The sequence below is a fragment of the Streptomyces sp. NPDC059832 genome (assembly GCF_042731715.1).
In the GTDB taxonomy this organism is placed as follows: Bacteria; Actinomycetota; Actinomycetes; order Streptomycetales; family Streptomycetaceae; genus Streptomyces.
Genome location: NZ_JBHWIY010000024.1, coordinates 48,795 through 75,173, shown reverse-complemented (window position 1 = coordinate 75,173; position 26,379 = coordinate 48,795). Strand labels below are relative to the sequence as shown.

Here is a 26,379-nt window from a genome sequence, read left to right as displayed (position 1 = left end):
TATGGGTGCGTCCGAGTGGTTGCGCGGGACGGTGCCCGGCAGGGTCGGTTCTGTTCCGCAGTCCCGATCCGGCCAAGGAGTTTCGATGGCACACACAGCGCCCACGCACGGCCCGGCCGGTTCCGCCGGCCAGAGGGACATCAACCCCTGGGCGGCCAGCGGGATCATCTTTGCCGGTGTGCTGCTGCTCGTCGACGGTGTCCTCGGAGTGATCAAGGGCATCTCCGGTATCGCCTCCGACGATGTCTACGCACACGTCAGGAACTACACGTTCATGTTCGATGTGACCTCATGGGGATGGATCCACCTCGTCCTCGGGATCGTCCTCGGCATCGTCGGCTGGGGCGTCCTCAAGGGCGCGGTCTGGGCCCGTGCCACAGGTGTGGTGCTCGCCTCCATCAGCCTGATCATCAACTTCGTCTGGCTGCCGTACCAGCCGATCTGGGCGCTCGTCTCCATCGCCATCGACGGGTTCGTGATCTGGGCCCTGTGCACGGAGACCTCGAAGGCGGTCATCTGAGCGGGGGACGGCGGCAAGGGCCGGAGGCAGAGGTGGAACGTGCCGCTCTTGCCGCCGAGGCGTACGTCTACGGGTATCCGCTGGTCCGGGACCTGTCGGTGGTCGAGGACTTCATGCACACGGGCTTCGGGCCGCTGCCGCCCGCACCCTTCAACCATTTCGCGCACGCGGGCCGAGCGGCGCCGCCCGGCGCGCCCCTCATGTCCGTCGACGACGACACCGTCCGCTCCCTCGCCCACCTCGATCTCTCCGGTGGGCCGGTACTGCTCCATGTCCCCGGTGCGGAAGGTGAAGACGATACGGACGGTGCGGGCGGTGCGGGCGGTGCGGATTGCGTGTTGCAGTTCGTCGACGCCTGGACCAACAACTTCGCGTACGTCGGCCGCCGCGCGACCGGCACCCGGGCCGGGGAGTGGCTCGTCGCGCCACCCGGCTGGGCGGGCGATGTGCCCGACGGTGTGCTCGGGGTCATCGACGCGCCCACCTCCGTCGTCTCCGTCATCGGCCGCGATGCCTCCCGCGCCGTCGACGACTCCGATGACTCCGAAGAACCGGAGCGGGGCCGCGCGCTCCGGGCACAGTTGGGCGTCACGTACGTCGAACCGGGCACGCACCGTACGGGACTGCCCGCGCCCGACCCCGACGTACCGGAGCCGCTGCGGTTCTTCGAGCAGCTCAGGGTGTGGATGGCCGACTTCCCGCCGTCCGCGCGCGACCAGGCGTATCAGGACCGGTTCCAGCCGCTGGGGCTGCTGGAGGAAGGTCCCTCGCCGTACACCCGCGCCGATCCCGCCCTCGTACGCGCGCTGACCGAGGGCCTGGCGCGGGGGAGGGCATGGGTGGAGGAGGAGGCCGGCCGGGCCGCGGCGGGGCGCGGGGGATGGGTGATGGATCCGCATCTCTACGACTACAACCTCGACCACTACGGCGTCGGAACCATCGACTCCCCGGAGTGGCGGATCGCCGACCGGGAGGCGTCCTACCGGACCAGGGCGGTGGCGGCACGGTGCTCGCTGTGGGGCGTCCACGGCTACGAGGCGGTGTACGCCCACACCTTCCGCGACGCCGGGGGCGAGCGGCTGAACGGGGCCGGCTCCTATGTCCTGCGCTTCGATGGACGGCCGCCGCCGGTCGAGGCGTCCTGGTCCCTGGCCGTGTACGACGCGACCGGTCAGCGCCTCGTCGGGACCCCGGGGACGCGACGGCGCCCGGTCGGTGACCGTACGCCTGGCCTGGTGCACGGGGAGGACGGTTCGCTGACGGTCCACCTCCGGCGGGAGCGGCCGGAGGACCCGGTCGCGGCGGCGAACTGGCTGCCCGTACCCGACGGGGACTTCCGGCTGGTGCTCAGGCTCTGTGCGCCGGGGCCCGAGATCCTCGACGGGACGTACGAGATCCCCGCAGTCGAACGGATTCGGTGAAGGCGAAGACGAAGGGGACTGGTGACGGGCCGGGGCAGCCGGGCCGGAGCCGGGCGACTGTCAGTGGTCCGGTTCACACTGGAGACATGTGCCGCAGCATCAAGACCCTTCGCCCGCCCGCCATCCCCGAAGAGGCCACCGAGGAGGAGATCCGGGCCGCCGCCCTGCAGTTCGTACGCAAGGTGTCCGGCTTCCGCGCTCCGGCCGCGCACAACCAGGAGGTGTTCGACCGGGCCGTCGACGAGATCACCGAGGCAACGGTCAGACTGCTGGACGGGCTGGAGATCCGGGGTGCGGTCAGGACGCCGTAGGGGCCGTCGCGGTCGCCGACGCGGCGGCTGCCGCTTCCGCCGCCGGACGGCGCATGAGATACGCGGCCAGGGCGCCCGCCATGAACAGGGCGAGGACCGAGACGGCCGTGCCCACCCACGTCGCGCCGAGCCACTGGCCGCCGAAGTAGCCGAGGCCCACGCTGTAACCGGCCCATGCCACGCCCGCCAGGGCCGACCAGGGCAGGAATTCCTTGACCTCGCGATGCGCGGCGCCCGCGCCCAGGGAGACCACCGAGCGGCCGGCCGGGGCGAAGCGGGCGATGATGACGAGGATGCCGCCGCCCCGGGCGAGGGCCGCGCCGAGGCGTTCCTGTGCGGAGGTGAGGCGACGGGAGCGGGCGATGGCCCGGTCCAGGCGTTCCCCGCCACGCCAGGCCAGCCGGTACGCGACGAGGTCGCCGAGCACCGAGGCGGTGGCCGCGCAGAGGATCAGGGCGAGGAGCGAGGGAACCTCGGTCACCTGCTCGGCGGCGCCCGCACCCGCGACGGTCGTCGAACCAGCGGCGGCAGCCGTGGCGGCGGTGATCACCAGCACCCCGCTGGGCAGCAGGGGCAGAAAGACGTCCAGGAGCACCGAAAGCGCGACCACGGCGTAGATCCATGGGCTGCTGGTCAGCGCGCCCACACTCTCAAGCACCTACTACTCCCCGATTCGGAACAACGCCGCGACGTCGCAGGGGAGCGGCAGGAGCGGCAGGGTCAGCTGTACAGCGTACGCCTGGCGTTCGTCCGGTGATCCACAAATACGAGTGATGTTGGGAACCTCACGTACACCCGGAAATGGGAAGCCTCGGTTCCGGGCGCATGCCCGGATGTACGTGAGGAACGACCCGCGCGGACGCGGGAAACGGGCGCGGGAAACGCGCGGGGAAACGGGCGCGGGAAACGGCCTGCGCGGATGCGGGGATGCGCGGATCAGACCGTGACGGGCGGTGCCTGCTCGGACTCGCGCTCCTTTTCGCGCTCAGGGCCGCCCCGGCCGAACAGCCGGTCCAGGGCCAGTGCGCCGGGGCCGGTGAAGACCAGCAGGAGGAAGGCCCAGCAGAAGACGGCCGAGGGCTCACCGCCGTTCTGCAACGGGAACAGCGCCTCGGGCTGGTGGACCTTGAAGTACGCGTACGCCATGGAGCCGGAGCAGATCAGGGCGGCGACGCGGGTGCCGAGCCCGAGCAGCACGAGGATGCCGCCGATGAACTGGATGACCGCCGCGTACCAGCCGGGCCAGGTGCCGGCGGGTATGGAGCCGCCGTTCATGGCGCCGCCGAGGACGCCGAAGAGCGAGGCGGCGCCGTGACAGGCGAAGAACAGGCCTATGACGATCCGGAAGAGGCCGAGTGCGTAGGGCTGAGCCTGGTTCAAGCGTGTCTGCATGGGGGGGGAGGGCTCCTTCGGTCTGGTGGGGACGTGAACCGATTGAGTGCCCCAGATTAGGGAAACCTCACCAATGCTTGCAAGTTCAACATTCTGTCGACTGGCTGAAAGTCGCCCTGTGGTTGTCGGTCAGGCTTCGGTTCGGAACCGCCTTCAACTGCGAACCTCCCTTCACCGCCTTGGCCTGAACCAATGGCAGCGCAGCTTTCCGGCCATGCGGGGGCAGGAGTGTGGGCCGGTCGTCGAACCGCGGTCCGCAGGTTCTGTACCACTGGACCGGCAATGCGCCCGTCCGCCCGCGCCGCGTGAGCGGCCCGCCGATCCGTCGTCCGGCCCGGCTCCGGCCGAAGCGGAAGCCGGCTTTGGGCGGGCCGGGGATCGCGTGGTGCGCGGGCGGGCAGGTCAGCCGCGTGTTGCGGGCCTCGGGGCGCCGCCCGGCGCCGAGGCGGACGGCAGGGGCTCCGCGTTGTGCGCGCGGCGCACAACGCCCGACAGCGCACAAACCGTCGCCGGAACCTCCGGACCCCGGCCCGCCCGCCGGGATCGGCTCCTTCGGCTCCCGGCGGGAACCGGGGAGGGTCGTCCAATGTGCCAGGTCGCGGCGCCGGTGCGGCTTCTCGCCGACGGGCGCCAGGAGTCCGCCGGGCCTGCCGGGCCCGCCGTGGTGCAGCGCCGCGCTCCACTGCTCCGCACTGTGGACCAATGACGGCCCGGAGTCGCGGCGGCGAGGTGTCGATCGGGAGGCGGTCGTACGAACCGGGGGTGGCGAGAGCCTCCTCGCGGCTCCGGCGGGCCTCCTCGGCGCCCGGCGCCGGCCGCCGCTGCTCGTCGAGTGCGCGGGGCGCGCGGGTGTCGGCCACGAGCGGCCGTACTCGGCCGAAAACACGCCGATGGCTCCGGCGCGTGCGCGTGGGGGTCCGCGGCCGGTTCGGCGACTGCCCCGGTGGCGAAATGCCCTCCTCGCGTCGTCCCGCGAAGTCGTCCCGCGAACGCGGATACGGAGCATGCGGCGATGCGAGGAGGGCGGGGCGGATCCGCTCAGGGGCCCTCGTCGGGGCCCGAGTCCGGTGCGGGGCTCAGCAGTTGTTCAGGATGGACTGCAGAGCGCTCTTCTCGGCCGGGTCGACCGTCAGGTCGTAGTAGTGCTTCACGTGCACCCAGGCGCGGGCGTACGTGCACTTGTACGCGGTGCGCGAGGGCATCCACTTGGCCGGGTCCTTGTCGCCCTTGGCCTGGTTGACGTTGTCCGTGACCGCGATGAGCTGCGGGCGCGTCAGGTCGTTGGCGTACGCCTGCCGCTGGGCGGTCGTCCAGCTGCTGGCGCCCGACCGCCAGGCCTCGGCGAGCGGGACCATGTGGTCGATGTCCAGGTCGGAAGCGGCGGTCCAGGTGGCGCCGTCGTACTCCGAGTACCAACTGCCGCTGACGGCGGCGCAGCTGGAGTCCTGCTGCACGTTCGTGCCGTCGCGCTCCAGCACGACCTCGCGGGTGTTGCAGGAGCCCGACTGGGTGATCCAGTGCGGGAACTTGTCGCGGCTGTAGCCGGTCGACGAGCCCTCGGCGGCGACGGTCAGCTCGCCGAGGTAGGTGCGGGCGGTCGAAGCGGAGACCGGGGTGGGCATGGCCGCCTGGGCGGTGGGCGCGGTGAGCAGGCCGGTGGTTGCGGCGAAAGCGGCGGATGCGGCGACGACGGCGATGCGACGCGCGTAGACACCAGACATGCGAACTCCCTTGATGTGGGGGGACCTTGGACGGGTGACCCGTGGGGCCCGGCCATCGTGGCGGTGCCAGGTTTCCGTGGGGTGGGCACCAGGTAACAGAGTGGCGACATGGGCACGTCACATCAAGGGTTCTGACGAACAGGGCTGGAGCATGGGGGCGTACGTCCGCATCTGCGCGGGCGCGCAGGCTGACGCGGCGGCAATTCGGCTGCACCGGTGGCCGATTCGCGCGGGTGGTCCGGGCCGGGCCGGTCATAGGGTTGCGGCGTGCTGCTACCGGTCAACATCACGCTCGGAGTCGTTCTCGCCGTGCTGCTCGCGGCGGCGGCCGGGGTCGCCGCTCTGGCCTCGCTCGGGCGGTCGCGCGAGATTCTGCTGGCCGGGCTGCGGGCCGCGGTCCAACTCGCCGCGGTTTCCCTGCTCATCGGCTGGGTGGTCCATTCGCTGCCGCCGCTGCTCGGGTTCGTGGCGCTGATGTACGCCGTGGCGGTACGGACCGCGGGCCGCCGGATCACCCGCAATCGCACCTGGTGGTGGGCGGCCCTGCCGATCGGGGCGGGGGTCGCGCCGGTGGTCGCCCTGCTGCTGCTCACCGGACTCGTCCCGGTCCGGGGCATCGCGCTGATCCCGGTGACCGGCATCCTCATCGGCGGTGCGCTGACCGCGACGGTGCTCGGCGGGAGACGGGCGCTGGACGAGCTGACGACCCGGCGCGGGGAGGTGGAGGCGGGCATGGCGCTCGGGCTGCTCGACCGTGACGCGCGGATGGAGATCGCCCGGCCCGCGGCGTCGGACGCGCTGCTGCCGGGGCTCGATCAGACCCGGACGGTGGGGCTCGTGACCCTGCCGGGTGCCTTTGTGGGCATGCTGCTGGGCGGCGCCTCACCGGTGCAGGCGGGTGCCGTGCAGTTGTTCGTACTGGTAGCCCTGATGGCCGTGCAGGCGGTGGCCGTCACGGCGGTGCTCGAACTAGTGGCGCGGGGCCGGCTGCACCGGGACTGAGGCCCGCGGGGCCGACGGCGCGGGTGGCTCGTGCCGGGGGCCGGGTTCCGCTGGGAGGCCGACCGCCGCGGCCGGGGCCGGCTATCGCGCGCTGATGTGCAGCCGGATGGAGCCGTCGGGTGCCGCTTCCACCCGGACCTGCGTCAGGTCGTCGACGTGTGCGTCGGGGGAGAGCGCTCCGGCGCGCGGGCCGACGCCCACGACCCGCATGCCCGCCGCCCGGCCCGCCGCGATGCCCGCCTCCGAGTCCTCGAAGACGACGCAGTCCGCCGCGGCGAAGCCCAGCTCGGCCGCGCCCTTGAGGAAGCCCTCGGGGTCCGGCTTGCTGGCGCCGACGCTCTCGGCGGTGACGCGGACCTCCGGCATCCGCAGGCCCGACGCGGTCATCCTGGTCCGGGCCAGTGCGGCGTCGGCCGAGGTGACCAGGGCGTGCGGGAGTGCGGCGATTGCGTCCATGAAGGCGGGCGCGCCGCCGATCGGAACGACGCCGTCGGTGTCGGCGGTCTCCTCCGCGAGCATGACTCGGTTGTCCGCGTAGTTCTGCTCCATCGGGCGGTCCGGGAGGAGCACCGCCATGGTGGCGTACCCCTGCCGCCCGTGGACCACCTTGAGCGCGGCCTCCGGGTCCAGTCCCTCGCGCAGTGCCCAGCGCCGCCAGCAGCGTTCCACGACGGCGTCGGAGTTCACCAGGGTGCCGTCCATGTCCAGAAGGAGGGCGCGGGCGGTGAGGACGGTGGCCGGCATGGGCGGGCTCCAGAGCGCGGGGAAGCGGGGACGCCGGGAGGCGGCGACGCGGGGAAGAGAACAGAACACGGAAAAGGAACAAGCAGCCTCGCCCGCCGGTCAGGGGGTGGCGGGCAGAGGCTACTTTGTTCCATCACGATACAAAAACCTGTCCGAGAAAGCCAATCCGTTCCGTTCCGGGTGGTCGGGTCCGTTCCGTCCGGGGTGGCCGATCTCTTCCGCCCGGGGTGGCAGATCGCTTCCGGCCCGTTCCTGCTCAGCAGGCCATAACCGTACGGAAAGGCCAGGATGGGGATGTAGCGGACCCGAGGAGATGTTCCATGGCCCAGCATCTGAGCGCCCCGGCCCCGGCTCCTGCCCCCGGCGGAGAGCGCTCCACGCGGTCGGTCCTCGTAGCCATCGGAGCACTGCTCCTCGGCATGCTGCTTGCGGCACTCGATCAGACCATCGTCTCCACCGCACTGCCGACCATCGTCAGCGACCTCGGCGGACTGGAACACCTCTCCTGGGTGGTCACGGCCTATCTGCTGGCGTCGACCGCCGCGACCCCGCTCTGGGGCAAACTCGGCGACCAGTACGGCCGCAAGAAGCTCTTCCAGGCCGCCATCGTCATCTTTCTCATCGGCTCGGCGCTCTGCGGCATCGCCCAGAACATGCCGCAGCTCATCGGCTTCAGGGCTCTTCAGGGACTCGGTGGCGGCGGCCTCATCGTGCTCTCGATGGCGATCGTCGGCGATATCGTCGCGCCGCGCGAACGGGGCAAGTACCAGGGTCTGTTCGGGGCGGTCTTCGGCGCGGCGAGCGTCCTCGGACCGCTCCTCGGCGGTCTGTTCACCGAGCACCTCAGCTGGCGGTGGGTGTTCTACATCAACCTGCCGATCGGCGTCGTGGCGCTCCTCGTGATCGCCGCCGTACTGCACATCCCGGTCCGCAGCACGAAGCACACCATCGACTACCTCGGCACCTTCCTCATCGCCTCCGTCGCCACCTGCATGGTCCTCGTCGCCTCGCTCGGCGGCACCACCTGGGCCTGGGACTCGGCGCAGATCATCGGTCTCGCCGTCCTGAGCGTGCTGTTGCTGATCGCCTTCGTGCACGTCGAGCGCCGGGCCACCGAACCCATCATCCCGCTGAAGCTCTTCCGGATCAGGACCTTCACCCTCGTCGCCGTCATCAGCTTCGTGGTCGGCTTCGCGATGTTCGGCGCGATGACCTACCTGCCGACCTTCCTGCAGGTGGTGCACGGCATCTCACCGACGATGTCCGGTGTGCACATGCTCCCGATGGTGCTGGGCCTGCTCCTCACCTCGACCGCGTCCGGACAGATCGTCAGCCGCACCGGCCGCTGGAAGGTCTTCCCGATCGCGGGCACCGGCCTCACCGCCATCGGCCTCCAGCTGCTGCACCGGCTCACGGAGACCAGCAGCACCTGGGTGATGAGCAGCTACTTCTTCGTCTTCGGCGCGGGGCTCGGCCTGGTGATGCAGGTCCTGGTGCTGGTCGTGCAGAACGCCGTCACCTACGAGGACCTCGGCGTCGCCACCTCCGGCGCCACCTTCTTCCGTTCCATCGGCGCTTCGTTCGGCGTCGCCGTCTTCGGCACGATCTTCACCAACCGGCTCACCGACAAACTGGCCGCCGCGCTCGCCGGCCACCCGCTGCCCCCCGGAGCCGGTGTGGACGGACTGGCCTCCGACCCCCGCGCCATCGGGCAACTGCCGCCCGCGCTGCGGCCCGCGGTGCTCCACGCGTACTCGACGTCGATCACGGACGTGTTCCTGTACGCGGCTCCGGTCGTGCTGATCGCCTTCGTCTTCGCCTGGTTCCTGAAGGAGGACAAGCTGCGCGGCTCGGTGACCGCTCCGGAGGCCACCGAGACCCTGGCGTCGAACCCGGTCGAGCGGTCCTCGTACGACGAATGCGCCCGCGCGCTCTCGGTGCTCGCCACACGGGCGGGGCGCCGGGAGATCTACGTGAAGATCACCAAGAGGGCGGGCTACGACCTGCTGCCCGCGGCGAGCTGGATGCTGTTGCGCATCAGACGGCACGGCACGGTCGAACCGGCCAGGCTCGCCGAGATCGCCCCGGTGCCGCTGCGGGTGATCAGCGACGCGGCCCGTCAGCTGGAGGAGCGCGGACTGGTGCGGCGCGAAGGCGTGCAACTGGTGCTCACCGAGGCCGGCTCGGAAGTGATGGTGAAGCTCGCGGAGGCGCGTGAGGAGTCCATGGCCGAGCTGCTGGGTGACTGGTGGGGGCCGGAACGGCCGACCGATCTGGTCAGGCTCGTGGAGGAACTGACCGCCGAGACGAGCGGGTCGAGCAAGGAGCGGCCGCACAGCCCCGAACCGAAGCGGGACCACGCGGCCTGAACCGTGCTACGACCTCGCGGACGTCGAGGCCGTCGCGGGCAGCTCCTTCGCGAACCAGTGCTCCGCGAACTGTCGCCGGTGGAACGCCGGGACCTCCCGGTAGCCGTGCTTGGCGTACAGTCCCCGCGCCTCGACCAGGTCGTTGCGGGTGTCGAGCCGGAGCGTGCGGATACCGAAGGCGCGCGCCGCGTCCTCGACGGCCGCCAGGAGCAGTCCGCCGCCGCCCGTGCCGCGGTGTTCGGGGCGTACGTACACCCGCGTCAGCTCCGCCGTGTCCGCGTCCACCACCAGCAGCCCGGCGCAGGCCGCCGCCTTCCCGCCGAACCGGCCGACGACGAACTGACCGGTGGGCGGGACGAGCCGGTCGGCCCCGTCGTCGGTGAGCCCCTCGTCGATCTCCTCGGCGGTGGCGGGCCGCCCCCAGTACCGGCTGGCGACCTCGTCGTAGTAGTCGCGGCGCAGCAGCGAGGCATCGGGCGAGTCGAACGGTTCAGGGGTCAATGTCCAGGTCATACCGGTCATTCTGACCTGAGCGCGATCAAGACGGCCAACGATTTCACCGGGCCCCCGCCACACCCGCCACATCCGTCGCCCCGCCGTCCCCGTCGCCGCCGTCGCACCTACCGGCCCACCGCCCCGGCGCTCACCTCAGCGGCGGCGGAACCGTGACCGGTGCCGGAGGCAGTACCGGCCGCCGCCGGGCCCGCATCACCACCAGCAGCACCACGGCGGCGACCACCACCAGCACGGCCCCGAGCAGCGACAGCACCCAGGCGGGGATGCCGCCCACGGTCAGCAGCTGGTTCCGGTACGTCACGATCCGGTACGGGGTGTCGGCGTCGGCCGCGCGCAGCTCGTGATCGCCGTCGATCCGCTCCGGGTGCGGGAACGACTGCTCGATCGCGGTGAGGAACACCGGCTCCGCACCCGTCAGCTCCTCAAGGGCGTCCGTGTCGTCCGCCGCCGACCGGGGATCGACCCTGCCCGCGTACGTCACCTCCGGCGCATCGCCGCCGATCGGGCCGCGCGGCTCCATGCGGTGCGCGGCGAGGACGTACAGGCCGAGTTGCTGCGGCGTCGAGGCGAGCTTCGACAGCCGCATCGGGTAGACCAGCCGGTCGCTGGCGAAGCGCAGCCGCAACGGGTCGAGCGTGCCGCGGAGCGGATTGCCGCTGTCCCGGGGAGCGAGGCGGATCGCGACGTACTCCCACTTCTGGTCGACATAGGGCTTCAGCGCCGTCGCCAGCCGGTCGGGCAGGTCGAAGCCGTTGTCCTGCAGCCACTTCTGCAGCGCCGCCGGGTCGGTCGCGGCCAGCCGCGCCACATCGAAGGGGCCGAGCCGCTCCCGGCCGACCACCTGGACCGCCGGGGCACCGGCCGAAGGAGCCGCGGCCCCGTCCCCGACGTTGCCGGAGCCGGCGAACGGCCAGTCGTGGGAGCGGGGCCAGAAGTAGTGCCTGGTCACCGGTTCCGGCGCGGTGAGCACGGAGAGCTCGGAGAAGAGACCGGGATCACCGAGAGCCACGCTCGCGCGGTGCGGCACCGGCATGATCCAGGCCGCCTCGGGAGCGTTCCCGCGGACCGTGAGCCGCATGACGATCTGCTCGGTCCGGCCGTCCCAGTCGACCACCGATGTCTCCCGGTCGACCGATACCTGGGTCTCCTTGCTCGGGACCATCGCCCCGCAGCCACAGGCGTACGCCGGACTGATCAGCGACCCCAGCTGCAATGACACCAGCATCAGCAGCAGTGACAGCGCACGCACCGGCCACGCGCGCCCGTCACCCCGCAGACCCCGCTTCACCCCTGTGCACCGCATGTTCCGCCTGCCTCCCCCTTGATCGACGAACACGGGGGAGGACGTACGAACCGGAGTTCCGGTTCCGGCCACAGTTGCGTTTCCGGCGGCCCGGTACGGCCGTTCGTCCGGCCGTTCGTCCGGACACTCTTTCGGCAGAAATGGGATGTCGGTCAGGTGGAGAAGGGGGTGATTGGGTCTATCTCATAGCGAAATGCGAAGGTTTCCCGGACGCCCGGATCGAGGGACGGGCACCGGAACGGTGGGAGGGTCGGCGCAGCGTGGCGAATGCGGAGCACAGTGTGCGCGGAGACGCGGCGACGGGGACGAGGACCGGGACTGCCCGAGCTCTGCTCTGGCTGGTTGTGGCCGCTCTGGCTGTACGGCAGATGGCGGTGGTGCTGAGACAGCCGCCGGGCGAACGGCTCACCGATCTGGAGACCTGGATCGGTGAGAGCGGCGTCCTGCATGTGACGGGCTCGCTGTACGACAGCGACCGGTTCACCGGTACCCCGTTCGCCGGGCTGGTGCTGAAACCGCTGACCCGTATCGCGGAACAGAGCCTGGGCGTCGCCTGGACCTTCGGCTCGCTGCTGCTCGTCGCCGCGCTGGGCATCGTCGCCGCCCGTGCGCTGCCGGGACCGGTGTCCCGCCGTACCGCGCTGCCGGCCGCGCCCGTCGCGATCAGCCTGCTGATGCTCTCGCTGCCCGTCCGCAACGCGCTGCACCTGGGGCAGACCAGCATCCTGCCGGTCCTGCTGGTGCTGCTGGGCTGTCTCGCGGTCCGCGGGGAACGCACCTCGGGCATCCTGATCGGGCTGGCGGCCGCGCTCCAGCCGACCGTGCTGCTCTTCGCCGTACTTCTCCGGCTGACCGGGCGCCGGCAGGCCGCGGCGACCGGCGGTGCGGCGTTCGCCGCCTGCACGGCGCTGGCCTGGGCCGCGATGCCGGGCGACTCGTGGACGTACTGGGTGCACCATGTCGCGGGCACCGGGCTCGGCGGCAACGCGGACAGCCTCGCCAACCAGTCCCTGCACGGCGCCCTGCTCCGGTTCGGCCTCGCGGGCCCGCTGGAGATCGCGCTGTACGTGATGCTGGCGGCCGCCGTCTGCTTCGTCGGGCTGCGCCGCGCCGCACGGTACGCGGTGGACGGTCAGCTGCTGCTCGCCGTCGCCGTGACCGGCTGCGTCGCCGTCGCCGTCTCGCCGACCGCCTGGCAGCACCAGCTGCTGTGGGTGCTGCTCGCCGTGGTCGGCCGGGTCGGGAAGCGGGCCTCCGACCGGCTGGTCTGGCCCGCGGTCGTGGTCCTGGTGCTCACGCTGCCGGGGCAGATTCTGGTGCCGAACATCGAGGCGGTCTCCCCCGTACGCGACAACGTGCTGCTGATCGCCGCGCTCGCCGCGGCCTGCGCCGTGCCGTTCCTGCCGCGCACCTCGGAGTACTGGCAGCATCCGATCCCCACGGACTGTGCCGCCCCGGTCCCGGCCCGCTGGAGCCGTGTCCCGCTGCTGCCTTTCTGGCGGCGGGTGCTGAGCCGGCCCAACCTGTTGCTGGAACTGCTCCTGATCAGGGTCGTCTACTCCGCGTACTCCCATGTCAGGCTCGCGGCGACGGCCGGCCGCGCCACCGCCGAACACCACGGCCGCCAGATCCACTCCATCGAGCAGTGGCTGCACATCGACATCGAGCACTGGGCCAATCACGCGGTCGTGAACATCGGCTGGCTGAGGGGCTTCTTCGACTACTACTACTCGACGTTCCACTTCATCGTGCCGCTGGTGATCCTCGGCGTCCTCTACGTACGGCGTCCCGCGGACTACCGCTGGGCCCGCAGCACCATCGGCTTCGCCACACTGCTCGCGCTGGTCGGCTTCTGGCTCTACCCGCTGGCCCCGCCTCGCCTGATGCCGGGGCTCGGCTTCATCGACACGGTCCACGGCGTCCAGGACTTCGCGAAGCCGGACTACGGAAGCCTGACCGCGATGACCAACCAGTACGCGGCGATGCCTTCGCTGCACTTCGGCTGGTCGCTCTGGTGCGGTGTCGTCATCGTGATGCTGGCCCCGAAGGCGTGGATGAAGGCGCTGGGGCTGCTGCACCCGCTCTTCACGGTCTCCGCGATCATCGCCACGGCCAATCACTGGGTGCTGGACGCGGTGGGCGGAGCGGCCGTCGTCGCGCTCGGCTTCGGGCTCACCCATCTGCTGGCGGGGCCGCGGAGGCTGCGGCCGGCGGCCCTACCGGCGGCGGCGAAGCCGCAGGACGACCTGGAGCGGTCGCTGCCGGTGCCGGTGCCGAGAGCGCCGGACGAAGGGGTGGGCAGCAAGCAGCTCTGAGGGCCGGGCGTCAAGCGGCTCCCGGGGTGCCGTGGGCGCGCCGTGATGGGGCAGGGCGCCGGCGGTTCAGGTCACCGGGTTTCCCTGGCGCCTCGAAAGGGCCGAAGGGGCGCCGGGACGAACACCTCGTCCTGGCACCCCTTCGGCGTGGATCGCCGCCAGACCAGCATCCGCCCGCCGGCCCCGGTCCGCCACTCGAACGGCTCAGGAGCCGGTCGTGCCCAGGGCCCAGGTGGCGAGGGAGAGCGTGGCCATGGAGACGACCGTCGAGGCCACCACGGCATTGCGGGCCACCCGGGTGTCCAGTCCGTACTGCTGGGCGTAGATGAAGGCGTTCTGAGCGGTCGGCAGTGCCGAGCAGAGCACCACGGCAAGGAGCTGGTGCTCCGGCAGATGCAGCAGCGGGCCGCCGACGGCGAAGGCGATCAGGGGCTGGACCAGCGTCTTGAGCGCCACCGCCACGACGACCTCGGCACGCGCCGTGTGCCCCGCGCCCTTTGCGCGCACCGGGCGTGCCGCGTCCCGCGCGAGGTCCGTCGAACCGACGGTGGCCGGGCGGGCGTTCAGGGACAGGCCCAGCGTGATCAGGGCCGTCGGCACGGCGGCGGCGCCGAGCAGGTCGCAGGAGTGGGCGAGGGCGTGCGGCAGCCGCAGTCCGAGCGCGGACACGGCCACACCGAGCAACGAGGCCATGATGATGGGGTTGCGGACCGGCATGGTCAGCATCCGCCGCAACACGACGGCCTTCCCGGAACCCGTCCCCGCCCCCGTACCCGTCCCCATGTCCAGCAGCGTCAGGATCACCGGGGAGACCAACAGGACCTGGAACAGGATGATCTGGGCGACGAACGACGCGTCACCGAGCACCTGGACCGCCACCGGGATGCCGAGATTGGCGGAGTTGACGTAGCCCGACGCCATGCTGCCGATCGCCCGGTCGGCCGTGCCCCGGCCGAAGAGCCGCCCGGCCGCCAGGAACCCGAGACCGCAGACCAGCGCGGTACCCACGGCGAAGGCCACCATCGAGGAGTTGGCGAAGGAGTCCAGCCGCGCCCCGGACACCATGGTGAACAGGGCGGCGGGCATGGCCACATGGAAGACGAACCGGCCGAGCACGGCCTCCGCCTGCTCGCCCAGCAGACCGCTGCGGCCGACCGCGTAACCGATCGTGGTGAGCATCCAGATGGGGGCGAAGGCGGAGAGCAGGGCGTGCATGCCGCCATGATCCTCGCGCCGTTGTGCGCCTCCCACGCGGGGGTTCGGCAGGGCGCGGTGCCGGGTACGGACGGCGGGGGCCGGGGCGTGAGGAACGAGACCCCCGCCGTCCGGAACGAGCCCCCACCGTCCGCAATCGACGGCAGCGGTCAGCTCCCGGCGGCGGTACCGCCGCCGGCGTTGCTCGCGGCGGTGCTGACCTGGAGCTGCTTGATCCCGTTGAGCCACGCCGAGCGCAGCCGCCGCGGATCGTCGACCAGCCGCAGGTCGGGAAGTACGTCCGCGATTGCGCTGAAGATCAGGTTGATCTCCATCACGGCAAGGGACTTGCCGAGGCAGAAGTGCGGACCGCCGCCGCCGAAGCCGAGGTGGGGGTTGGGATCGCGGGAGATGTCGAAGGCCTCCGGGTTCTCGAAGACCTCGGGGTCGTTGTTGGCCGACGAGTAGAACAGCCCGACCCTGTCGCCCTTCTTGATCCGCTGCCCGCCCAGTTCGGTGTCCTGGGTGGCGGTCCGCTGGAAGGAGACCACGGGGGTGGCCCAGCGGACGATCTCCTCGGCGGTCGTCTCCGGGCGCTCGCGCTTGTAGAGCTCCCACTCGTCGGGGTGGGTGAGGAAGGCGTGCATGCCGTGACTGATGGCGTTGCGGGTGGTCTCGTTCCCGGCGACGGCGAGCAGGATCACGAAGAAGCCGAACTCGTCGGAGGAGAGGTTCCCCTCGCCCTCCGCGGCGACCAGCTGGGAGACGATGTCCTTGGCCGGGCACTCCTTGCGGGCGGCCGCCAGATTCATCGAGTACGAGACGATCTCCATGGCCGCCTCGGTGCCGACCTCCTCGGTGATCGCGTACTCGGGATCGTCGTACGCGGCCATCTTGTTGGACCAGTCGAAGAGCTTGGACCGGTCCTCCTGCGGTACGCCGATGAGTTCCGCGATGGCCTGGAGCGGCAGCTCGACAGCGATGTTGGTGACGAAGTCGAACGATCCGTCGTCGTCGGCGGAGGCGAGCGCGGTCTCGACGATCGAGCGGGCGCGACTGCGCAGGGCCTGCTCCAGGGAGCGCACCGCCCGGGGCGTGAAGCCCCGCTGGACGATCTGACGGACCCGGGTGTGCTCGGGCGGGTCCATGTTCAGCATGATCAGCTTCTGGACCTCGATCTGGTCCCGGCTGATCGACTCGTTGAAGCGGATGACCGCGGTGTTGGTGTTGGAGGAGAACAGTTCGGGGTGGGTGGAGACGTACTTGACGTCCGCGTGCCGGGTGACGACCCAGTAGCCCGCGTCGTCGAAACCGGAGATGCCGGCCGGCTGGGTGCACCACCAGACCGGTGCGGTCTGCCGCATCTGTGCGAACTCCGGGTGCGGAATGCGGGATTGGAGCAGGTCGGGATCGGTGAAGTCGAACCCTTCGGGCAGATGGGGGCAGGACATCGGCAGCTCCAGGTCGGTCCGAGGGCCGCCCGGACGTTGCCTGACGACCCATCAGATGTTGACGGAAAGGTAGTAACGAGTTCTACAACTGGCAAGAGAGGTGGTTCGTTCTGTTGCGTGAAGAGTGGGTGGGGTCGGTATGAAGCGGACGCAAGGAGCGTGCAGCCCTCTTGCGTACCGGGGGTAAGCCTCATAAGACTGCTAAAGAACTAGAACGCGTACTAGTTCCATCCGCGGGCGCCGGGACGCCCCTGCGGAAGTGCGAGGAGAGGACGAGCTCATGGCCGCGGAACCCGTCATCGTCGAAGCAGTACGCACCCCCATCGGCAAGCGCGGAGGCGCGCTCGCCAATCTGCATCCCGGCTATCTGCTGGGCGAGACCTACCGAGAACTCCTCGGTCGCACCGGCATCCACGCCGACTGCGTCGAGCAGATCGTCGGCGGCACGGTCACCCACGCCGGCGAACAGTCCATGAACCCGGCCCGCAACGCCTGGCTCGCCGTGGGTCTTCCGTACGAGACCGCCGCCACCACCGTGGACTGCCAGTGCGGTTCCTCGCAGCAGGCCTCCCACATGGTGGCCAACATGGTCGCGGCCGGAGTCATCGACGTCGGCATCAGCTGCGGTGTCGAGGCCATGTCGCGCGTGCCGCTGGGCAGCGGCTCCAAGCACGGACCGGGCAAGCCCTGGCCCGACGAGTGGAACATCGACCTGCCCAACCAGTTCGAGGCCGCCGAGCGCATCGCCCGCAAACGCGGGCTGACCCGGGAGAACGTCGACTCGCTCGGGCTGATCTCGCAGGAGCGGGCCGCCGTCGCCTGGGCCGAGGAACGGTTCAAACGGGAGACGTACGCCGTCCAGGTGCCGACCACCGAGGAGGAACAGGCGGCCGGACAGGGCATGTGGCGCCTGGTCGACCGGGACGAAGGGCTGCGCGACACCACCATGGAGGGGCTCGCCCGGCTCAAGCCGGTCATGCCCACCGCCATCCACACCGCGGGCAACTCCTCGCAGATCTCCGACGGCGCCTGCGCGATCATGTGGGCCTCCAAGCGGATGGCGCGCGCCCTCAAGCTCAAGCCGCGCGCCCGGATCGTCGCCCAGGCCCTGGTCGGTTCGGACCCGCACTTCCACCTCGACGGGCCGATCGACGCGACCCGTGCGGTGCTCGGCAAGGCCGGGATGTCGCTCAAGGACATCGACATCGTCGAGATCAACGAGGCCTTCGCCTCCGTGGTGCTGAGCTGGACACAGGTCTTTGGGCAGGACCTCGAAAAGGTCAACGTCAACGGCGGTGCCATCGCGCTCGGTCACCCGGTGGGCGCCACCGGCGCCCGGCTGATCACCACGGCCCTGCACGAACTGGAGCGCCGGGACAAGGAGTTCGCCCTCATCACGATGTGCGCGGGCGGCGCGCTGGCGACGGGGACGATCATCCAGCGGCTCTGACCCGGGGCGCTGCCCGGCGGCTCCGCGGAGGGTGGGCCCCCGCCCGGGGGTGTTGTCAGGTGCACCCCGGGCCGGGGGCCCACGCCGATGTCGGCGCGGCGCCCGGCTGAATAGCGTCATGGCCATGGATAACAACAACAGCCGTACCGGATACCCGACTTCGCGCCAGCGCCGGCGCATCGCCCGCCGGACGACGGCGGCCGCCGCGGTGATGGTCCTCGCCGCCCTGGGCGCCGTGCCCGCCGTCGCGCAACAGCCCGCCGGGGCACCGCACTCGGTCGCCGCGCACGGCAGAGGAACCCTGCTGGGCATCACCCCCGTGGCCGACCTCGACCGCGCGGACGTCGCCCGGTTCCTCGCCGCGGGCGGCATGGACACCGGCACCGTCCGCCACGGACTGCGGGCCTACCGCCTCACCTACCGCACCGTCACCCCGCAGGGCGCACCCACCACCGCGACCGGTCTCCTCGCCCTCCCCAAGGGCGGCCCCCACCGCCTCGACGTGGTCTCCGACACCCACGGCACCATGGCCCACCGCGACTACGCACCCTCCGTCGGCGAGGACTTCGGCCGCTTCGCCCCGTACCTCCACGCCTCGGCGGGCCGCGCCGTCGCCGCACCCGACTACCTGGGCCTCGGCAAGGGCCCCGGACGCCACCCGTACATGGACACCAAGTCCTCCGTCACGGCCTCCGTCGACATGCTGAGGGCCTCCCGCACCGCCGCGCAGCGCCTGGACCGGCCGCTCACCGGCGATGTGTACGCCAGCGGCTTCTCGCAGGGCGGCCAGGTCGCGATGGCCCTGGGCAAGGCCCTCGACAACGGCGTGGACCGGCACTTCAGGCTCCGGGCCCTCGCTCCCGTATCGGGCCCCTACGACATCGAGCACGCGGAGACGCCCGCCCTCTTCGACGGCAGGGTCAACGACATCAGCGCCGTCTTCTACATGACGTACTACCTCACCGCGCAGAGCCGACTGCACCCGCTCTACAAGGACCCCTCCGAGGCGTTCCGGAAGCCCTACGCGGGAATCGTGGACGAACTCTTCGACACCAACCACACCGAGGAGGAGATCATCCCGGCACTGCCCGCGACGCTGAAGGAGCTGCTCACCGACGACTACTACCGCCGGCTCCAGCACCTCACCGGCGGTCTGCTGGACGCGGCGCGCGCCCAGGACGGCAACTGCGCCTGGAAGCCGGACGTCCCGGTACGGCTCTACTCCTCGTCCGGCGACACCGATGTCCCGATCGCCAACGCCCGTAACTGCGCCGCCGATCTGGCCGCCCGGGGCGTCGACGCCCCGTTGATCGACCAGGGATCGGCCAACCACAACACCACGTACATGAAGTCGGGGCCGCAGATCGTCCGCTGGTTCGACACGGTGGCCGCGCGCCGCTGAGCGCGGCGGGCCCGTCGGGCGGGACGAGGCGGGGGGTGGGGGGAACCCCGGCCGGTCGTCCGGCCGGGGCCCGCGTCGCCGGGGCGACGGGGGCGTGCCTCAGTACGGCACGTGGGTGGGGAAGGTGGCGGTGGGGCTGAACAGCGCCGCGTATCCCTCTTCGTGGTGGCGGCGGTGCCGCCCGGACCGGCCGACGTCCGCGACCGGGGTCGCGAGCGTGAGCAGCCCGTCGTTGGCGAGTTCCTGTACGCGCATCAGCAGCGCGCGTACCTCCAGGCCGAGTTCGGCGGCCACCGTCTGCAGATCGAGACCGGACTCCCAGCTCCACAGCAGCACGGAGTCCATGCTCGGCGACCAGATGACGGTGTTCTCCATCTCGACGGGCGGGGACGGCGACGGGATGTAGGCAAGGGTCCCGGTCGTGGCCGGCGCGGGGGCCGGCGCGGGGGCCGGGGGTGCAGCCGGTGGTGGGGCGGGCTGCGGTGCGTCCGGTGGCGGGGAAGGGGGCTCGTCGGCCGGGTGCGGCAGGGCGTTGTCCGGCGTGGCGGCAGGCTCCCGGGCCGGTCTGCCCGCCGCGGACTGTGAGCGGCTCAGGAGCTCGTCGGCAAGGGACCGTGCGTCGGTGCGGCCGACGGTGCGTCGAGCTAATCGCACTTCGCGTTCGTTCAGGCCCATCAAGTCCGCGATCGATCCGTCGTCACCGACCGTGACGGCGAAGGCGGCCAGCGTCCTGCTCCGCTCCGCCTGCGTCTCGTCCAGCAACGCCTGTGCCTGGCGCATGCGTTCGTCGCTGGCGCAGAAAGCTTCCGCCAGGACGGTGTTCCGCTCCCAGAATTCTCGTGGTTCCACGAGAATCACAACGCGCCGGTGGCCGCCGGGAACGGATGGACAAGCCAATTGCGCCTAAATGGCCTAACAGGTAATTAAGTTGGCCAAGTGATATTAAGTGCCCTATTCGCTTGACGGGCGACCGGGGCGGGGGCGGGGGCGGGGACGGGTACGGCGAAGGCCCCGACCGGTGGTCGGGGCCTTCGTGCGGGAAGTCGGCGGCGCGGCCGTGCGGGTGGACCGGTCTTCGTCGACCGCGGTCCGGTTCGGCGGACCCGGCGGTGCTCGGCGACTCGTCCAGTGTCAGCGGCGGCTTTCGACCATGGCAACGACCCCGGGTACGAGCCCGCCCAAGGGCTGTCCCGTACCCGAACGACCCGGACGACCCGGACGACCCGGCCCACCCGGGCCGTCCGGCAGGCGTCGTGGCAGTCCGGCGCCGACGCCGGGCGAAGGGCCGGGCACCGGGACGGCTACTACCTCCGACAGTGGGGCCCATGGTCCTGTGGGAGCCCTCACTCGCGGGGGCCGTCAAATGTGACCTGGGCCTCGAAGTTGGCGCGGCGGGTGGCCCGGCGCAGCGCCTTCAGCAGCGCCGGACCCACGGCCAGGGTCAGTACCGCGGTGAGCACCGCCCGGCCCAGGTCCCAACCGAGCGAGGTGGCCGCGCAGTACGCGAGGAAACGGACCAGGTTGTCGGCCAGCGGATCGCCCGCGTGGAACGAGATGCCCGAGCCGGCCGGGGGCACCATCGTCCAGCCGTACAGGTTCATCACCGTGCCGTACGCGAACGACGCCACGAACCCGAACCCGGCCAGCATCAGCAGCTCGCCCCGCCCGCGCAGCCGGTCCGGGCCCGGCAGCAGGCCCGCGCCCATCGCGAACCAGCCCATCGACAGCATCTGGAACGGCATCCACGGCCCCACGCCACCGGTGAGCAGTGCCGAGGCGAACATGGTCACCGAGCCGAGCACGAAGCCGAAGCCGGGCCCGAGCACCCGGCCGCTCAGCACCATCAGGAAGAACATGGGTTCCAGCCCCGCCGTGCCCGCCCCCAGCGGGCGCAGCGCCGCGCCGACCGCGGCCAGCACCCCCAGCATCGCCACCGCCTTCGCGTCGAGACCGGAGTCCGCGATCATCGCGACGACCACCCCGACCAGCAGCGGCAACAGCGCGGCGAACAGCCACGGCGCGTCCTGGGAGTGCGCCAGACCGGCGCCGGGGCCGGCCAGCAGCGGCCAGCCGAACGCGACCACCCCGATCGCGCTGACGAGGACGAGCGCGGCGACCGCGCGCGGCCCGAGCCGTACCGGCCGCGCCCGACGCCCGTTCACGACGGCTCTCCCAGCGCGGCGCGCACCTGTGGCACGGTCAGCCACTCCTGCGGGGCGAGGATCTTCGCGGTCTGCGGGGCGAACGCCGGCGACGAGACCACCACCTGCCGGGTCTCCCCGTCCGCGACGGTCTCCCCGTCGGCGAGGATCACCACCCGGTGCGCCAGCTCGGCGGCGAGCTCCACATCGTGCGTGGCCAGGACGATCGCGTGGCCGTCGGCCGCGAGGCCGCGGAGCACCCCGACCAGCCGGGCCTTCGCCGCGTAGTCCAGACCGCGGGTCGGCTCGTCCAGGAGCAGCAGCGGGGGCCGTGCGGCGAGCACGACGGCCAGGGCGAGCGCGAGGCGCTGGCCCTCGGAGAGATCGCGGGGATGGGTCTCGTCCGGCACGCCCGGCAGCAGCTCGGAGACCAGGGCCCGGCAGCTGCCGGGGGCGGCGCCGGCGTCGCTGTCGGCCGCGGCGCACTCGGCGGCGACGGTGTCCGCGTACAGCAGATCGCGTGGCTCCTGCGGTACGAGCCCGACCCGGCGCACCATCTCGCGCGGCTGCGTGCGGTGCGGGGTCCGGCCGCCGACCAGGACGGTGCCGGTGGTGGGCTCGACCATGCCGACGAGCGTGGCCAGCAGGGTGGACTTGCCCGCGCCGTTGCGGCCCATCAGGGCCACGGTCTCGCCGGGGGCGACGGTGAGCGTCACCCGGCGCAGCGCCTCGACGCGCCCGCGCCGTACACCGAGCCGCTCGACCCGGGCCGTGGTGTCGACGGTCGGCTCGGGAACGTCGGCGGTCCGCGCGCCGCGGCCCAGCAGCCGGGCGAGGGCGCCGCGCCGCACCGGGGTGGGCGCGAGGGGCAGCGGGGCGGGAGCGGCCACCGGCTCCGGGGCGGGCGGGCGCACCGATGCCAGCCGTTCGCGCAGGTCCGCCGCCCGGCGCCGGGCGTCGCGGACCGAGAGCGGCAGCGGCTCCCACCCCGCCAGCCTGCCCAGCGCGACGACCGGCGGGTGGACCGGGGAGACGGCCATGACGTCCGCGGGCGCGCCCATGACCGGGGCGGCCCCCGGCGACGGCAGCAGGATGATCCGGTCCGCGTACTGCACCACCCGCTCCAGCCGGTGCTCCGCCATCAGGACCGTCGTGCCCAGGTCGTGCACCAGCCGTTGCAGCACGGCGAGGACCTCCTCGGCCGCCGCCGGGTCCAGTGCGGACGTCGGCTCGTCGAGGACCAGCACCTTCGGGTGCGGGGTGAGGACGGAACCGATCGCGACCCGCTGCTGCTGGCCGCCGGAGAGCGTGGCGATCGGCCGGTCGCGCAGCCCGGCCAGCCCCAGCAGGTCCAGGGTCTCCTCGACCCGCCGCCGCATCACGTCGGGGGCCAGGCCCAGCGACTCCATGCCGTACGCCAGCTCGTCCTCGACCGTGTCGGTGACGAAGTGGGAGAGCGGGTCCTGGCCCACCGTGCCGACCAGATCGGCGAGTTCGCGCGGTTTATGGGTACGGGTGTCGCGCCCGTCGACCGTGACCCGGCCGCTCAGCGTGCCACCGGTGAAGTGCGGCACCAGACCCGAAACGGCACCCAGGAGCGTCGACTTGCCGACCCCGGACGGACCGACGAGCAGCACCAACTCGCCCTCGGGGACGGTCAGATCGACCCCGGAGAGAGTGGGGCGCTCCGCCCCCTCGTAGCGCACCGAGACCTGCTCGAACCGGATCACTGGATCTCCTTGGAATTCGGGGCGCCCGCCGACGGCGGCACCGGCGCCACCACCGCGGGCAGCAGCCCGACCAGCACAGCGGCCGCGGGCCACAGCGGAAGCACCGGCGCGACCAGCGGTACGACTCCGGGGTGCAGCGCCGCCCCGTCGACACCGCCCGCCCAGATCATGGCCACCGCCACCACGACACCCGAACCCGCCACCAGCCAGGCCCGCGCACCCCACCGGTCGGGCCGGTAGCGGGTACGGACCGAACGGGCCCCGCCGAGCCGCAGCCCGGCCATCGCGGCGACGAGCCCGGTGATCAGCAGCGGCAGCCCGTACACCGCGCCCTGCGCGGCCAGCAGGCCGTACGTACCGGCACACACCCCGAGCAGCCCGCCGAGCGTGAGGACGTTCGTGGTGTGCCGGACGGCGGGCGGGACCTGGGCGGTACGCCCGTATCCGCGCGCGTCCATCGACGCCGCCACCGCGACCGACCGCTCCAGCGCGCCCTCCAGGACCGGCAGCCCGATCTGGAGGACCGCCTTGATGCCCCCGGTCGGGCGGCCTCGCAGCCGCCGTGCGGTGCGCAGCCGCAGCACGTCGGCGACCATGTTCGGCGCGAACGTCATCGCGACGACGACGGCGACGCCCGCCTCGTACAGCGCGCCCGGCAGCGACTTCAGCAGCCGGGCCGGGTTGGCGAGCGAGTTCGCCGCACCGATACAGATCAGCAGCGTGGCCAGTTTCGCCCCGTCGTAGAGCGCGAAGAGCAACTGCTCGGCGGTGACCCGGCCGCCGATCCTGACTCCCTTCGCCCAGTCGGGCAGCGGCACTTCGGGGAGCGTGAACACCAGGTGCGTGCCGGGGATCGGCGAACCGAGGAAGACGGAGAAGACCAGCCGCACGGCGACGACGAACAGCCCGATCCTGATGAACGCCCCGTAGGAACGGGCCCACGGCGCGTCCGTGCGGCGCGCCGCCACGACGTAGCCGGCCACCCCCACCAGCAGCCCGAGCAGCAGCGGATTGGTGGTCCGGGAGGCGGCGGTGGCGAGGCCGAGCGCCCACAGCCACCAGGCCCCGGCGGGCAGGGCGTTGCTCCGGTTCGTCTCGGGGGCGCGCAGCGGACGGCGGCGCGCCAGGACCGCGGAGCCGGTCGAGGCGGTCATCCGCGGCGGCGGCGGGCCTGCACGACCGCGGCGATGCCGAGGAGGAGAACGGCGCCGACACCGACGAGCACCCCGGCGGACGGGCCGCCGCCGGAGCCGCCCGAGCCGGTCGTGGCCGCGGATCCGGCCGGTGAGGCGGAGGCGGACGCGGCAGGCATGCCGTGCCCGTCGCCGGAGACCTGTTCGCCGCAGCCGGAGGCCGGGTAGCCGGTGATCGCGCAGAGCATCGCGTCGCTGCTGTACCGCAAGGGCTTGGCCACCGAGGCGAGCGCCTCCGCGGCGCTCGCGTCGGGGTCGACCCGCGCGCACGCGGTGCGCAGCGCGGGCGGTGTCCCACCGGCCGGGGCGTCACCGGCCGTGCCCGGGTCGATGACGAGCGCGATCCGCTTGGTGCCGTCCTCGGCCGGGGTGTCCGCGCAGATCTTCGTGAAGTCGGGGGCGCGGCGCGGCTTCGCCGAGTCCTGGGAGTCCTCGCTCACCGAGAACCGGAAACCCTGCACCGTCCCGTCGTCGGGCCGGACCAGGGACGGGCCCTGGGCGGCGTACGTCCAGCCGGAGCCGGAGCCCTCCCAGAACGACCAGTACCGGTAGCCGGCCGCCTGGGCCGGTCCCGCGCCGAGCACGGCCAGGACGGCGCCCAGGACCACCAGCAGCGCGGTGGCCCTTCCCGTGCGCCTCACAGCTGCCGGTTCTTCCGGCGACCGCTGATCAGGAAGAACGCGATTGCGGCGAGGACGAGGGCGATGCCGATGTACCACCACACGCCCCCGATCACGTCGTCGCCGCTGTGGACCTGGTCCTTCTCGGTGGCCTCGTAGCCGGTGTCGGCGGACGGGTCGGGCGTCACGACGGCGGCGGGCGCGGGGCCGGCCGCGTTCAGCCGGGCGACCAGGTCGACGCCGCCGAAGTCCCGGGCGTTGTCGCCGGTCGAGTGGGCGGCCAGGATGAGCTGGGCGTAGGCGGCGGGGCCGTTCTGGGCGGCCCAGTCCGCGGAGTTCTTCTTCAGCCAGCCGATCGCCCCGGCCGCCTTGTCCTGGTGCCCGGCCGCGGACAGCGCGACGACCGCGTCCGCGGTGTTGCCGAAGTCGGGCTGCGGGGTGGAGTCGGTGGCACCCGGCATCGGCGCCTGGTTCAGGTGGCCGTTCCCGGCGAGGGCGCCGGTGAGGTAGTGGGCGCCGTTCTGGGCGGCCTGCTCGGGCGTGAGGCCGGAACCGGGGTGGCAGCCGGGCGCCTTGCCCGCGGCGTTGTTCCCGACGGCCATCGCCTTGCCCATCGTGCCGAGCACGGCGGCCGCGGTGGCGTCCGCGTTCGCGACGAGCTTCCCCTTCTTGTCGGGCTGGTAGGCGAAGGCGCCGCCGTCCTTGCCGCCGCACGGGATCGCGAGCGCGAGCAGCGGGTCGTACGGGGTCTTGCCGCCGGGGGTCGTGATGTCCGCGAGCCGCTGTCCCTGCCGGGCGAGGGCGCCGATCACCAGGGAGGTGGAGTTGGCATCGCTGGGCGCGCCCGCGGTGTAGCCCCAGCCGCCGTCCTCGTTCTGCACGGACTTCAGCCAGCGCACCGAGTTGTTGACGGTCTCCCGGTGCCCGCCGACCTCGACCAGCGCCTGGGTGGCGGCCGCGGTGGCATTGGTGTCCCGCACCGTCTTCGCGTCGCACGGCTTGGAGACATCGGGCCGGAACGCGGCGTAGGAGCCGTCGGCGCACTGCTGGGAGATCAGCCAGTCCACCGACTTCGCGGCCGGTGTGACGCCTTCGAGCCGCTGGGCGAGGAAGGCCAGCGACTGCCGCCACACCCCGTCGTAGGTGGGGTCCTTCGTGCCGTACAGCCCGGCGGGCAACGCGGCGGACGGCGAGGGCGAGGGGGACGGCGCTGCGACCGCGACCGGCGCTGCGGCCGCGCAGAGCACGGCGGCGGTGGCGGCGAGCGTTGCTGCGCTGCGGCGTACGGTCATGGCGGGCGGGGCCTCTCCTGCGGGGTGAACCGGGCACAGGCACGCTCAGGCACCAGGCTCCGGCTCCGTATACCTCGACGGTGCCGACCACCGGTGGGTCCGGTGGTCCGAGCCGGTCACGACCGCGGACAGGGCATTCCGACTCACCGTCTGCGACGACGGCTCACGGCTGCGTGGTCAGTGCCGGATTCGCACCGGCTTCCCCCTGAACGGGCATGATGACGACCCGCACACTCTACCGGGCGGCCCCGGCCGGGCCCGGGGCGGCTTCGGCCCGCCGGCGACGCGGAGA

The 26,379-nt window shown here is 72.1% G+C and carries 22 protein-coding genes and 1 riboswitch; of the genes, 8 read left to right on the top strand and 14 right to left on the bottom strand.

Annotated elements, in window-relative coordinates:
- Positions 1-85: 85 nt before the first annotated feature.
- The 3 genes from ACFV8T_RS32095 (at position 86) to ACFV8T_RS32085 (ending at position 2,252) form a co-directional block, all read left to right on the top strand.
- Positions 86-520, top strand: a complete 435-nt coding sequence (locus ACFV8T_RS32095; protein ID WP_385334452.1) for a hypothetical protein — start codon at positions 86-88, stop codon at positions 518-520.
- A 32-nt stretch (positions 521-552) separates the two neighbouring features.
- Positions 553-1,941 carry a DUF1254 domain-containing protein gene (locus ACFV8T_RS32090; protein WP_385334450.1) on the top strand — a complete coding sequence of 463 codons (1,389 nt, stop codon included), beginning with the start codon at positions 553-555 and terminating at the stop codon, positions 1,939-1,941.
- 86 nt (positions 1,942-2,027) lie between these two features.
- A complete protein-coding gene (locus ACFV8T_RS32085; protein WP_072483455.1) occupies positions 2,028-2,252 on the top strand; it encodes a DUF2277 domain-containing protein in 225 nt (74 codons plus the stop codon).
- Here the strand turns inward: ACFV8T_RS32085 and ACFV8T_RS32080 are convergent.
- The 3 genes from ACFV8T_RS32080 to ACFV8T_RS32070 form a co-directional block, all read right to left on the bottom strand.
- Positions 2,239-2,910 (bottom strand): DedA family protein, encoded by a 672-nt coding sequence (locus tag ACFV8T_RS32080; protein WP_385334448.1) that lies wholly within the window; start codon positions 2,908-2,910, stop codon positions 2,239-2,241. The two genes, ACFV8T_RS32085 and ACFV8T_RS32080, sit on opposite strands and share 14 nt — an antisense overlap.
- A 278-nt stretch (positions 2,911-3,188) precedes the next feature.
- Complete coding sequence (locus ACFV8T_RS32075; protein ID WP_385334446.1) at positions 3,189-3,644, bottom strand: DoxX family protein; 456 nt, start codon at positions 3,642-3,644, stop codon at positions 3,189-3,191.
- Positions 3,645-4,720: 1,076 nt separating this feature from the next.
- A complete protein-coding gene (locus ACFV8T_RS32070) occupies positions 4,721-5,365 on the bottom strand; it encodes an HNH endonuclease family protein (RefSeq protein ID WP_385334444.1) in 645 nt (214 codons plus the stop codon).
- A 267-nt stretch (positions 5,366-5,632) separates the two neighbouring features.
- Here ACFV8T_RS32070 and ACFV8T_RS32065 point away from each other — a divergent pair, with 267 nt between their 5' ends.
- Positions 5,633-6,367, top strand: a complete 735-nt coding sequence (locus ACFV8T_RS32065; RefSeq protein ID WP_385334442.1) for an ABC transporter permease — start codon at positions 5,633-5,635, stop codon at positions 6,365-6,367.
- 81 nt (positions 6,368-6,448) lie between these two features.
- Here the strand turns inward: ACFV8T_RS32065 and ACFV8T_RS32060 are convergent, their stop codons facing one another.
- On the bottom strand, positions 6,449-7,111 hold the full coding sequence (locus ACFV8T_RS32060) for an HAD-IA family hydrolase (protein WP_385334440.1): 663 nt from the start codon (positions 7,109-7,111) through the stop codon (positions 6,449-6,451).
- Positions 7,112-7,431: 320 nt separating this feature from the next.
- Between ACFV8T_RS32060 and ACFV8T_RS32055 the strand changes: the two genes are divergently transcribed.
- On the top strand, positions 7,432-9,480 hold the full coding sequence (locus tag ACFV8T_RS32055; RefSeq protein WP_385334438.1) for an MFS transporter: 2,049 nt from the start codon (positions 7,432-7,434) through the stop codon (positions 9,478-9,480).
- 6 nt (positions 9,481-9,486) lie between these two features.
- On the opposite strand, the gene ACFV8T_RS32050 is transcribed toward ACFV8T_RS32055, so the two are convergent.
- On the bottom strand, positions 9,487-9,993 hold the full coding sequence (locus ACFV8T_RS32050) for a GNAT family N-acetyltransferase (RefSeq protein ID WP_385334436.1): 507 nt from the start codon (positions 9,991-9,993) through the stop codon (positions 9,487-9,489).
- Positions 9,994-10,123: 130 nt separating this feature from the next.
- Entirely contained in the window at positions 10,124-11,221 is a 1,098-nt protein-coding gene (locus ACFV8T_RS32045; RefSeq protein ID WP_385334560.1) for a DUF2330 domain-containing protein, read from the bottom strand.
- 407 nt (positions 11,222-11,628) lie between these two features.
- Between ACFV8T_RS32045 and ACFV8T_RS32040 the strand changes: the two genes are divergently transcribed.
- Positions 11,629-13,614, top strand: a complete 1,986-nt coding sequence (locus ACFV8T_RS32040) for a bifunctional glycosyltransferase 87/phosphatase PAP2 family protein (protein WP_385334558.1) — start codon at positions 11,629-11,631, stop codon at positions 13,612-13,614.
- Positions 13,615-13,818: 204 nt separating this feature from the next.
- On the opposite strand, the gene ACFV8T_RS32035 is transcribed toward ACFV8T_RS32040, so the two are convergent.
- Together ACFV8T_RS32035 and ACFV8T_RS32030 are read right to left on the bottom strand one after the other, a co-directional pair.
- Positions 13,819-14,829 carry an AEC family transporter gene (locus tag ACFV8T_RS32035; RefSeq protein WP_385334434.1) on the bottom strand — a complete coding sequence of 337 codons (1,011 nt, stop codon included), beginning with the start codon at positions 14,827-14,829 and terminating at the stop codon, positions 13,819-13,821.
- Positions 14,830-14,978: 149 nt separating this feature from the next.
- Entirely contained in the window at positions 14,979-16,259 is a 1,281-nt protein-coding gene (locus ACFV8T_RS32030; RefSeq protein ID WP_385334432.1) for a cytochrome P450, read from the bottom strand.
- Positions 16,260-16,539: 280 nt separating this feature from the next.
- On the opposite strand from ACFV8T_RS32030, the gene ACFV8T_RS32025 reads away from it, so the two are divergent.
- Together ACFV8T_RS32025 and ACFV8T_RS32020 are read left to right on the top strand one after the other, a co-directional pair.
- Positions 16,540-17,709 carry a steroid 3-ketoacyl-CoA thiolase gene (locus tag ACFV8T_RS32025; protein WP_385334430.1) on the top strand — a complete coding sequence of 390 codons (1,170 nt, stop codon included), beginning with the start codon at positions 16,540-16,542 and terminating at the stop codon, positions 17,707-17,709.
- A gap of 124 nt (positions 17,710-17,833) precedes the next feature.
- Complete coding sequence (locus ACFV8T_RS32020; protein ID WP_385334428.1) at positions 17,834-19,111, top strand: alpha/beta hydrolase; 1,278 nt, start codon at positions 17,834-17,836, stop codon at positions 19,109-19,111.
- A gap of 99 nt (positions 19,112-19,210) precedes the next feature.
- On the opposite strand, the gene ACFV8T_RS32015 is transcribed toward ACFV8T_RS32020, so the two are convergent.
- The 6 genes from ACFV8T_RS32015 to ACFV8T_RS31990 all read right to left on the bottom strand — a co-directional run bounded on the left by ACFV8T_RS32015 (position 19,211) and on the right by ACFV8T_RS31990 (position 26,087).
- The gene (locus tag ACFV8T_RS32015) at positions 19,211-19,960 is read right to left on the bottom strand and encodes a hypothetical protein (protein WP_385334426.1); all 750 of its coding nucleotides are present in this window, start codon (positions 19,958-19,960) and stop codon (positions 19,211-19,213) included.
- A 494-nt stretch (positions 19,961-20,454) separates the two neighbouring features.
- Entirely contained in the window at positions 20,455-21,273 is an 819-nt protein-coding gene (locus ACFV8T_RS32010; RefSeq protein ID WP_385334424.1) for an ECF transporter S component, read from the bottom strand.
- Positions 21,270-22,982 carry an ABC transporter ATP-binding protein gene (locus ACFV8T_RS32005; protein WP_385334422.1) on the bottom strand — a complete coding sequence of 571 codons (1,713 nt, stop codon included), beginning with the start codon at positions 22,980-22,982 and terminating at the stop codon, positions 21,270-21,272. The genes ACFV8T_RS32010 and ACFV8T_RS32005 overlap by 4 nt, the downstream gene beginning before the upstream one ends.
- Complete coding sequence (locus tag ACFV8T_RS32000; protein WP_385334420.1) at positions 22,979-24,136, bottom strand: energy-coupling factor transporter transmembrane protein EcfT; 1,158 nt, start codon at positions 24,134-24,136, stop codon at positions 22,979-22,981. The genes ACFV8T_RS32005 and ACFV8T_RS32000 overlap by 4 nt, the downstream gene beginning before the upstream one ends.
- Positions 24,133-24,816 (bottom strand): SCO2322 family protein, encoded by a 684-nt coding sequence (locus ACFV8T_RS31995; protein ID WP_385334418.1) that lies wholly within the window; start codon positions 24,814-24,816, stop codon positions 24,133-24,135. The genes ACFV8T_RS32000 and ACFV8T_RS31995 overlap by 4 nt, the downstream gene beginning before the upstream one ends.
- Positions 24,813-26,087: a prenyltransferase/squalene oxidase repeat-containing protein gene (locus tag ACFV8T_RS31990; RefSeq protein ID WP_385334416.1), complete on the bottom strand. Its 1,275-nt coding sequence runs from the start codon at positions 26,085-26,087 to the stop codon at positions 24,813-24,815. Before ACFV8T_RS31990 ends, ACFV8T_RS31995 begins: the two co-directional genes overlap by 4 nt.
- 109 nt (positions 26,088-26,196) lie before the next feature.
- A riboswitch (cobalamin riboswitch) is annotated at positions 26,197-26,332 on the bottom strand.
- Positions 26,333-26,379 lie beyond the last annotated feature (47 nt).

What these genes read in the sequence shown, in the direction of transcription:
- ACFV8T_RS32095 (WP_385334452.1), top strand. Translation starts at nt 86, where the DNA reads ATGGCACACACAGCGCCCACGCACGGCCCGGCCGGTTCCGCCGGCCAG.
- ACFV8T_RS32085 (WP_072483455.1), top strand. Translation starts at nt 2,028, where the DNA reads ATGTGCCGCAGCATCAAGACCCTTCGCCCGCCCGCCATCCCCGAAGAG.
- ACFV8T_RS32075 (WP_385334446.1), bottom strand. Translation starts at nt 3,644, where the DNA reads ATGCAGACACGCTTGAACCAGGCTCAGCCCTACGCACTCGGCCTCTTC.
- ACFV8T_RS32070 (WP_385334444.1), bottom strand. Translation starts at nt 5,365, where the DNA reads ATGTCTGGTGTCTACGCGCGTCGCATCGCCGTCGTCGCCGCATCCGCC.
- ACFV8T_RS32060 (WP_385334440.1), bottom strand. Translation starts at nt 7,111, where the DNA reads ATGCCGGCCACCGTCCTCACCGCCCGCGCCCTCCTTCTGGACATGGAC.
- ACFV8T_RS32055 (WP_385334438.1), top strand. Translation starts at nt 7,432, where the DNA reads ATGGCCCAGCATCTGAGCGCCCCGGCCCCGGCTCCTGCCCCCGGCGGA.
- ACFV8T_RS32050 (WP_385334436.1), bottom strand. Translation starts at nt 9,993, where the DNA reads ATGACCTGGACATTGACCCCTGAACCGTTCGACTCGCCCGATGCCTCG.
- ACFV8T_RS32045 (WP_385334560.1), bottom strand. Translation starts at nt 11,221, where the DNA reads ATGCTGGTGTCATTGCAGCTGGGGTCGCTGATCAGTCCGGCGTACGCC.
- ACFV8T_RS32035 (WP_385334434.1), bottom strand. Translation starts at nt 14,829, where the DNA reads ATGCACGCCCTGCTCTCCGCCTTCGCCCCCATCTGGATGCTCACCACG.
- ACFV8T_RS32030 (WP_385334432.1), bottom strand. Translation starts at nt 16,259, where the DNA reads ATGTCCTGCCCCCATCTGCCCGAAGGGTTCGACTTCACCGATCCCGAC.
- ACFV8T_RS32025 (WP_385334430.1), top strand. Translation starts at nt 16,540, where the DNA reads ATGGCCGCGGAACCCGTCATCGTCGAAGCAGTACGCACCCCCATCGGC.
- ACFV8T_RS32020 (WP_385334428.1), top strand. Translation starts at nt 17,834, where the DNA reads ATGGATAACAACAACAGCCGTACCGGATACCCGACTTCGCGCCAGCGC.
- ACFV8T_RS32000 (WP_385334420.1), bottom strand. Translation starts at nt 24,136, where the DNA reads ATGACCGCCTCGACCGGCTCCGCGGTCCTGGCGCGCCGCCGTCCGCTG.
- ACFV8T_RS31990 (WP_385334416.1), bottom strand. Translation starts at nt 26,087, where the DNA reads ATGACCGTACGCCGCAGCGCAGCAACGCTCGCCGCCACCGCCGCCGTG.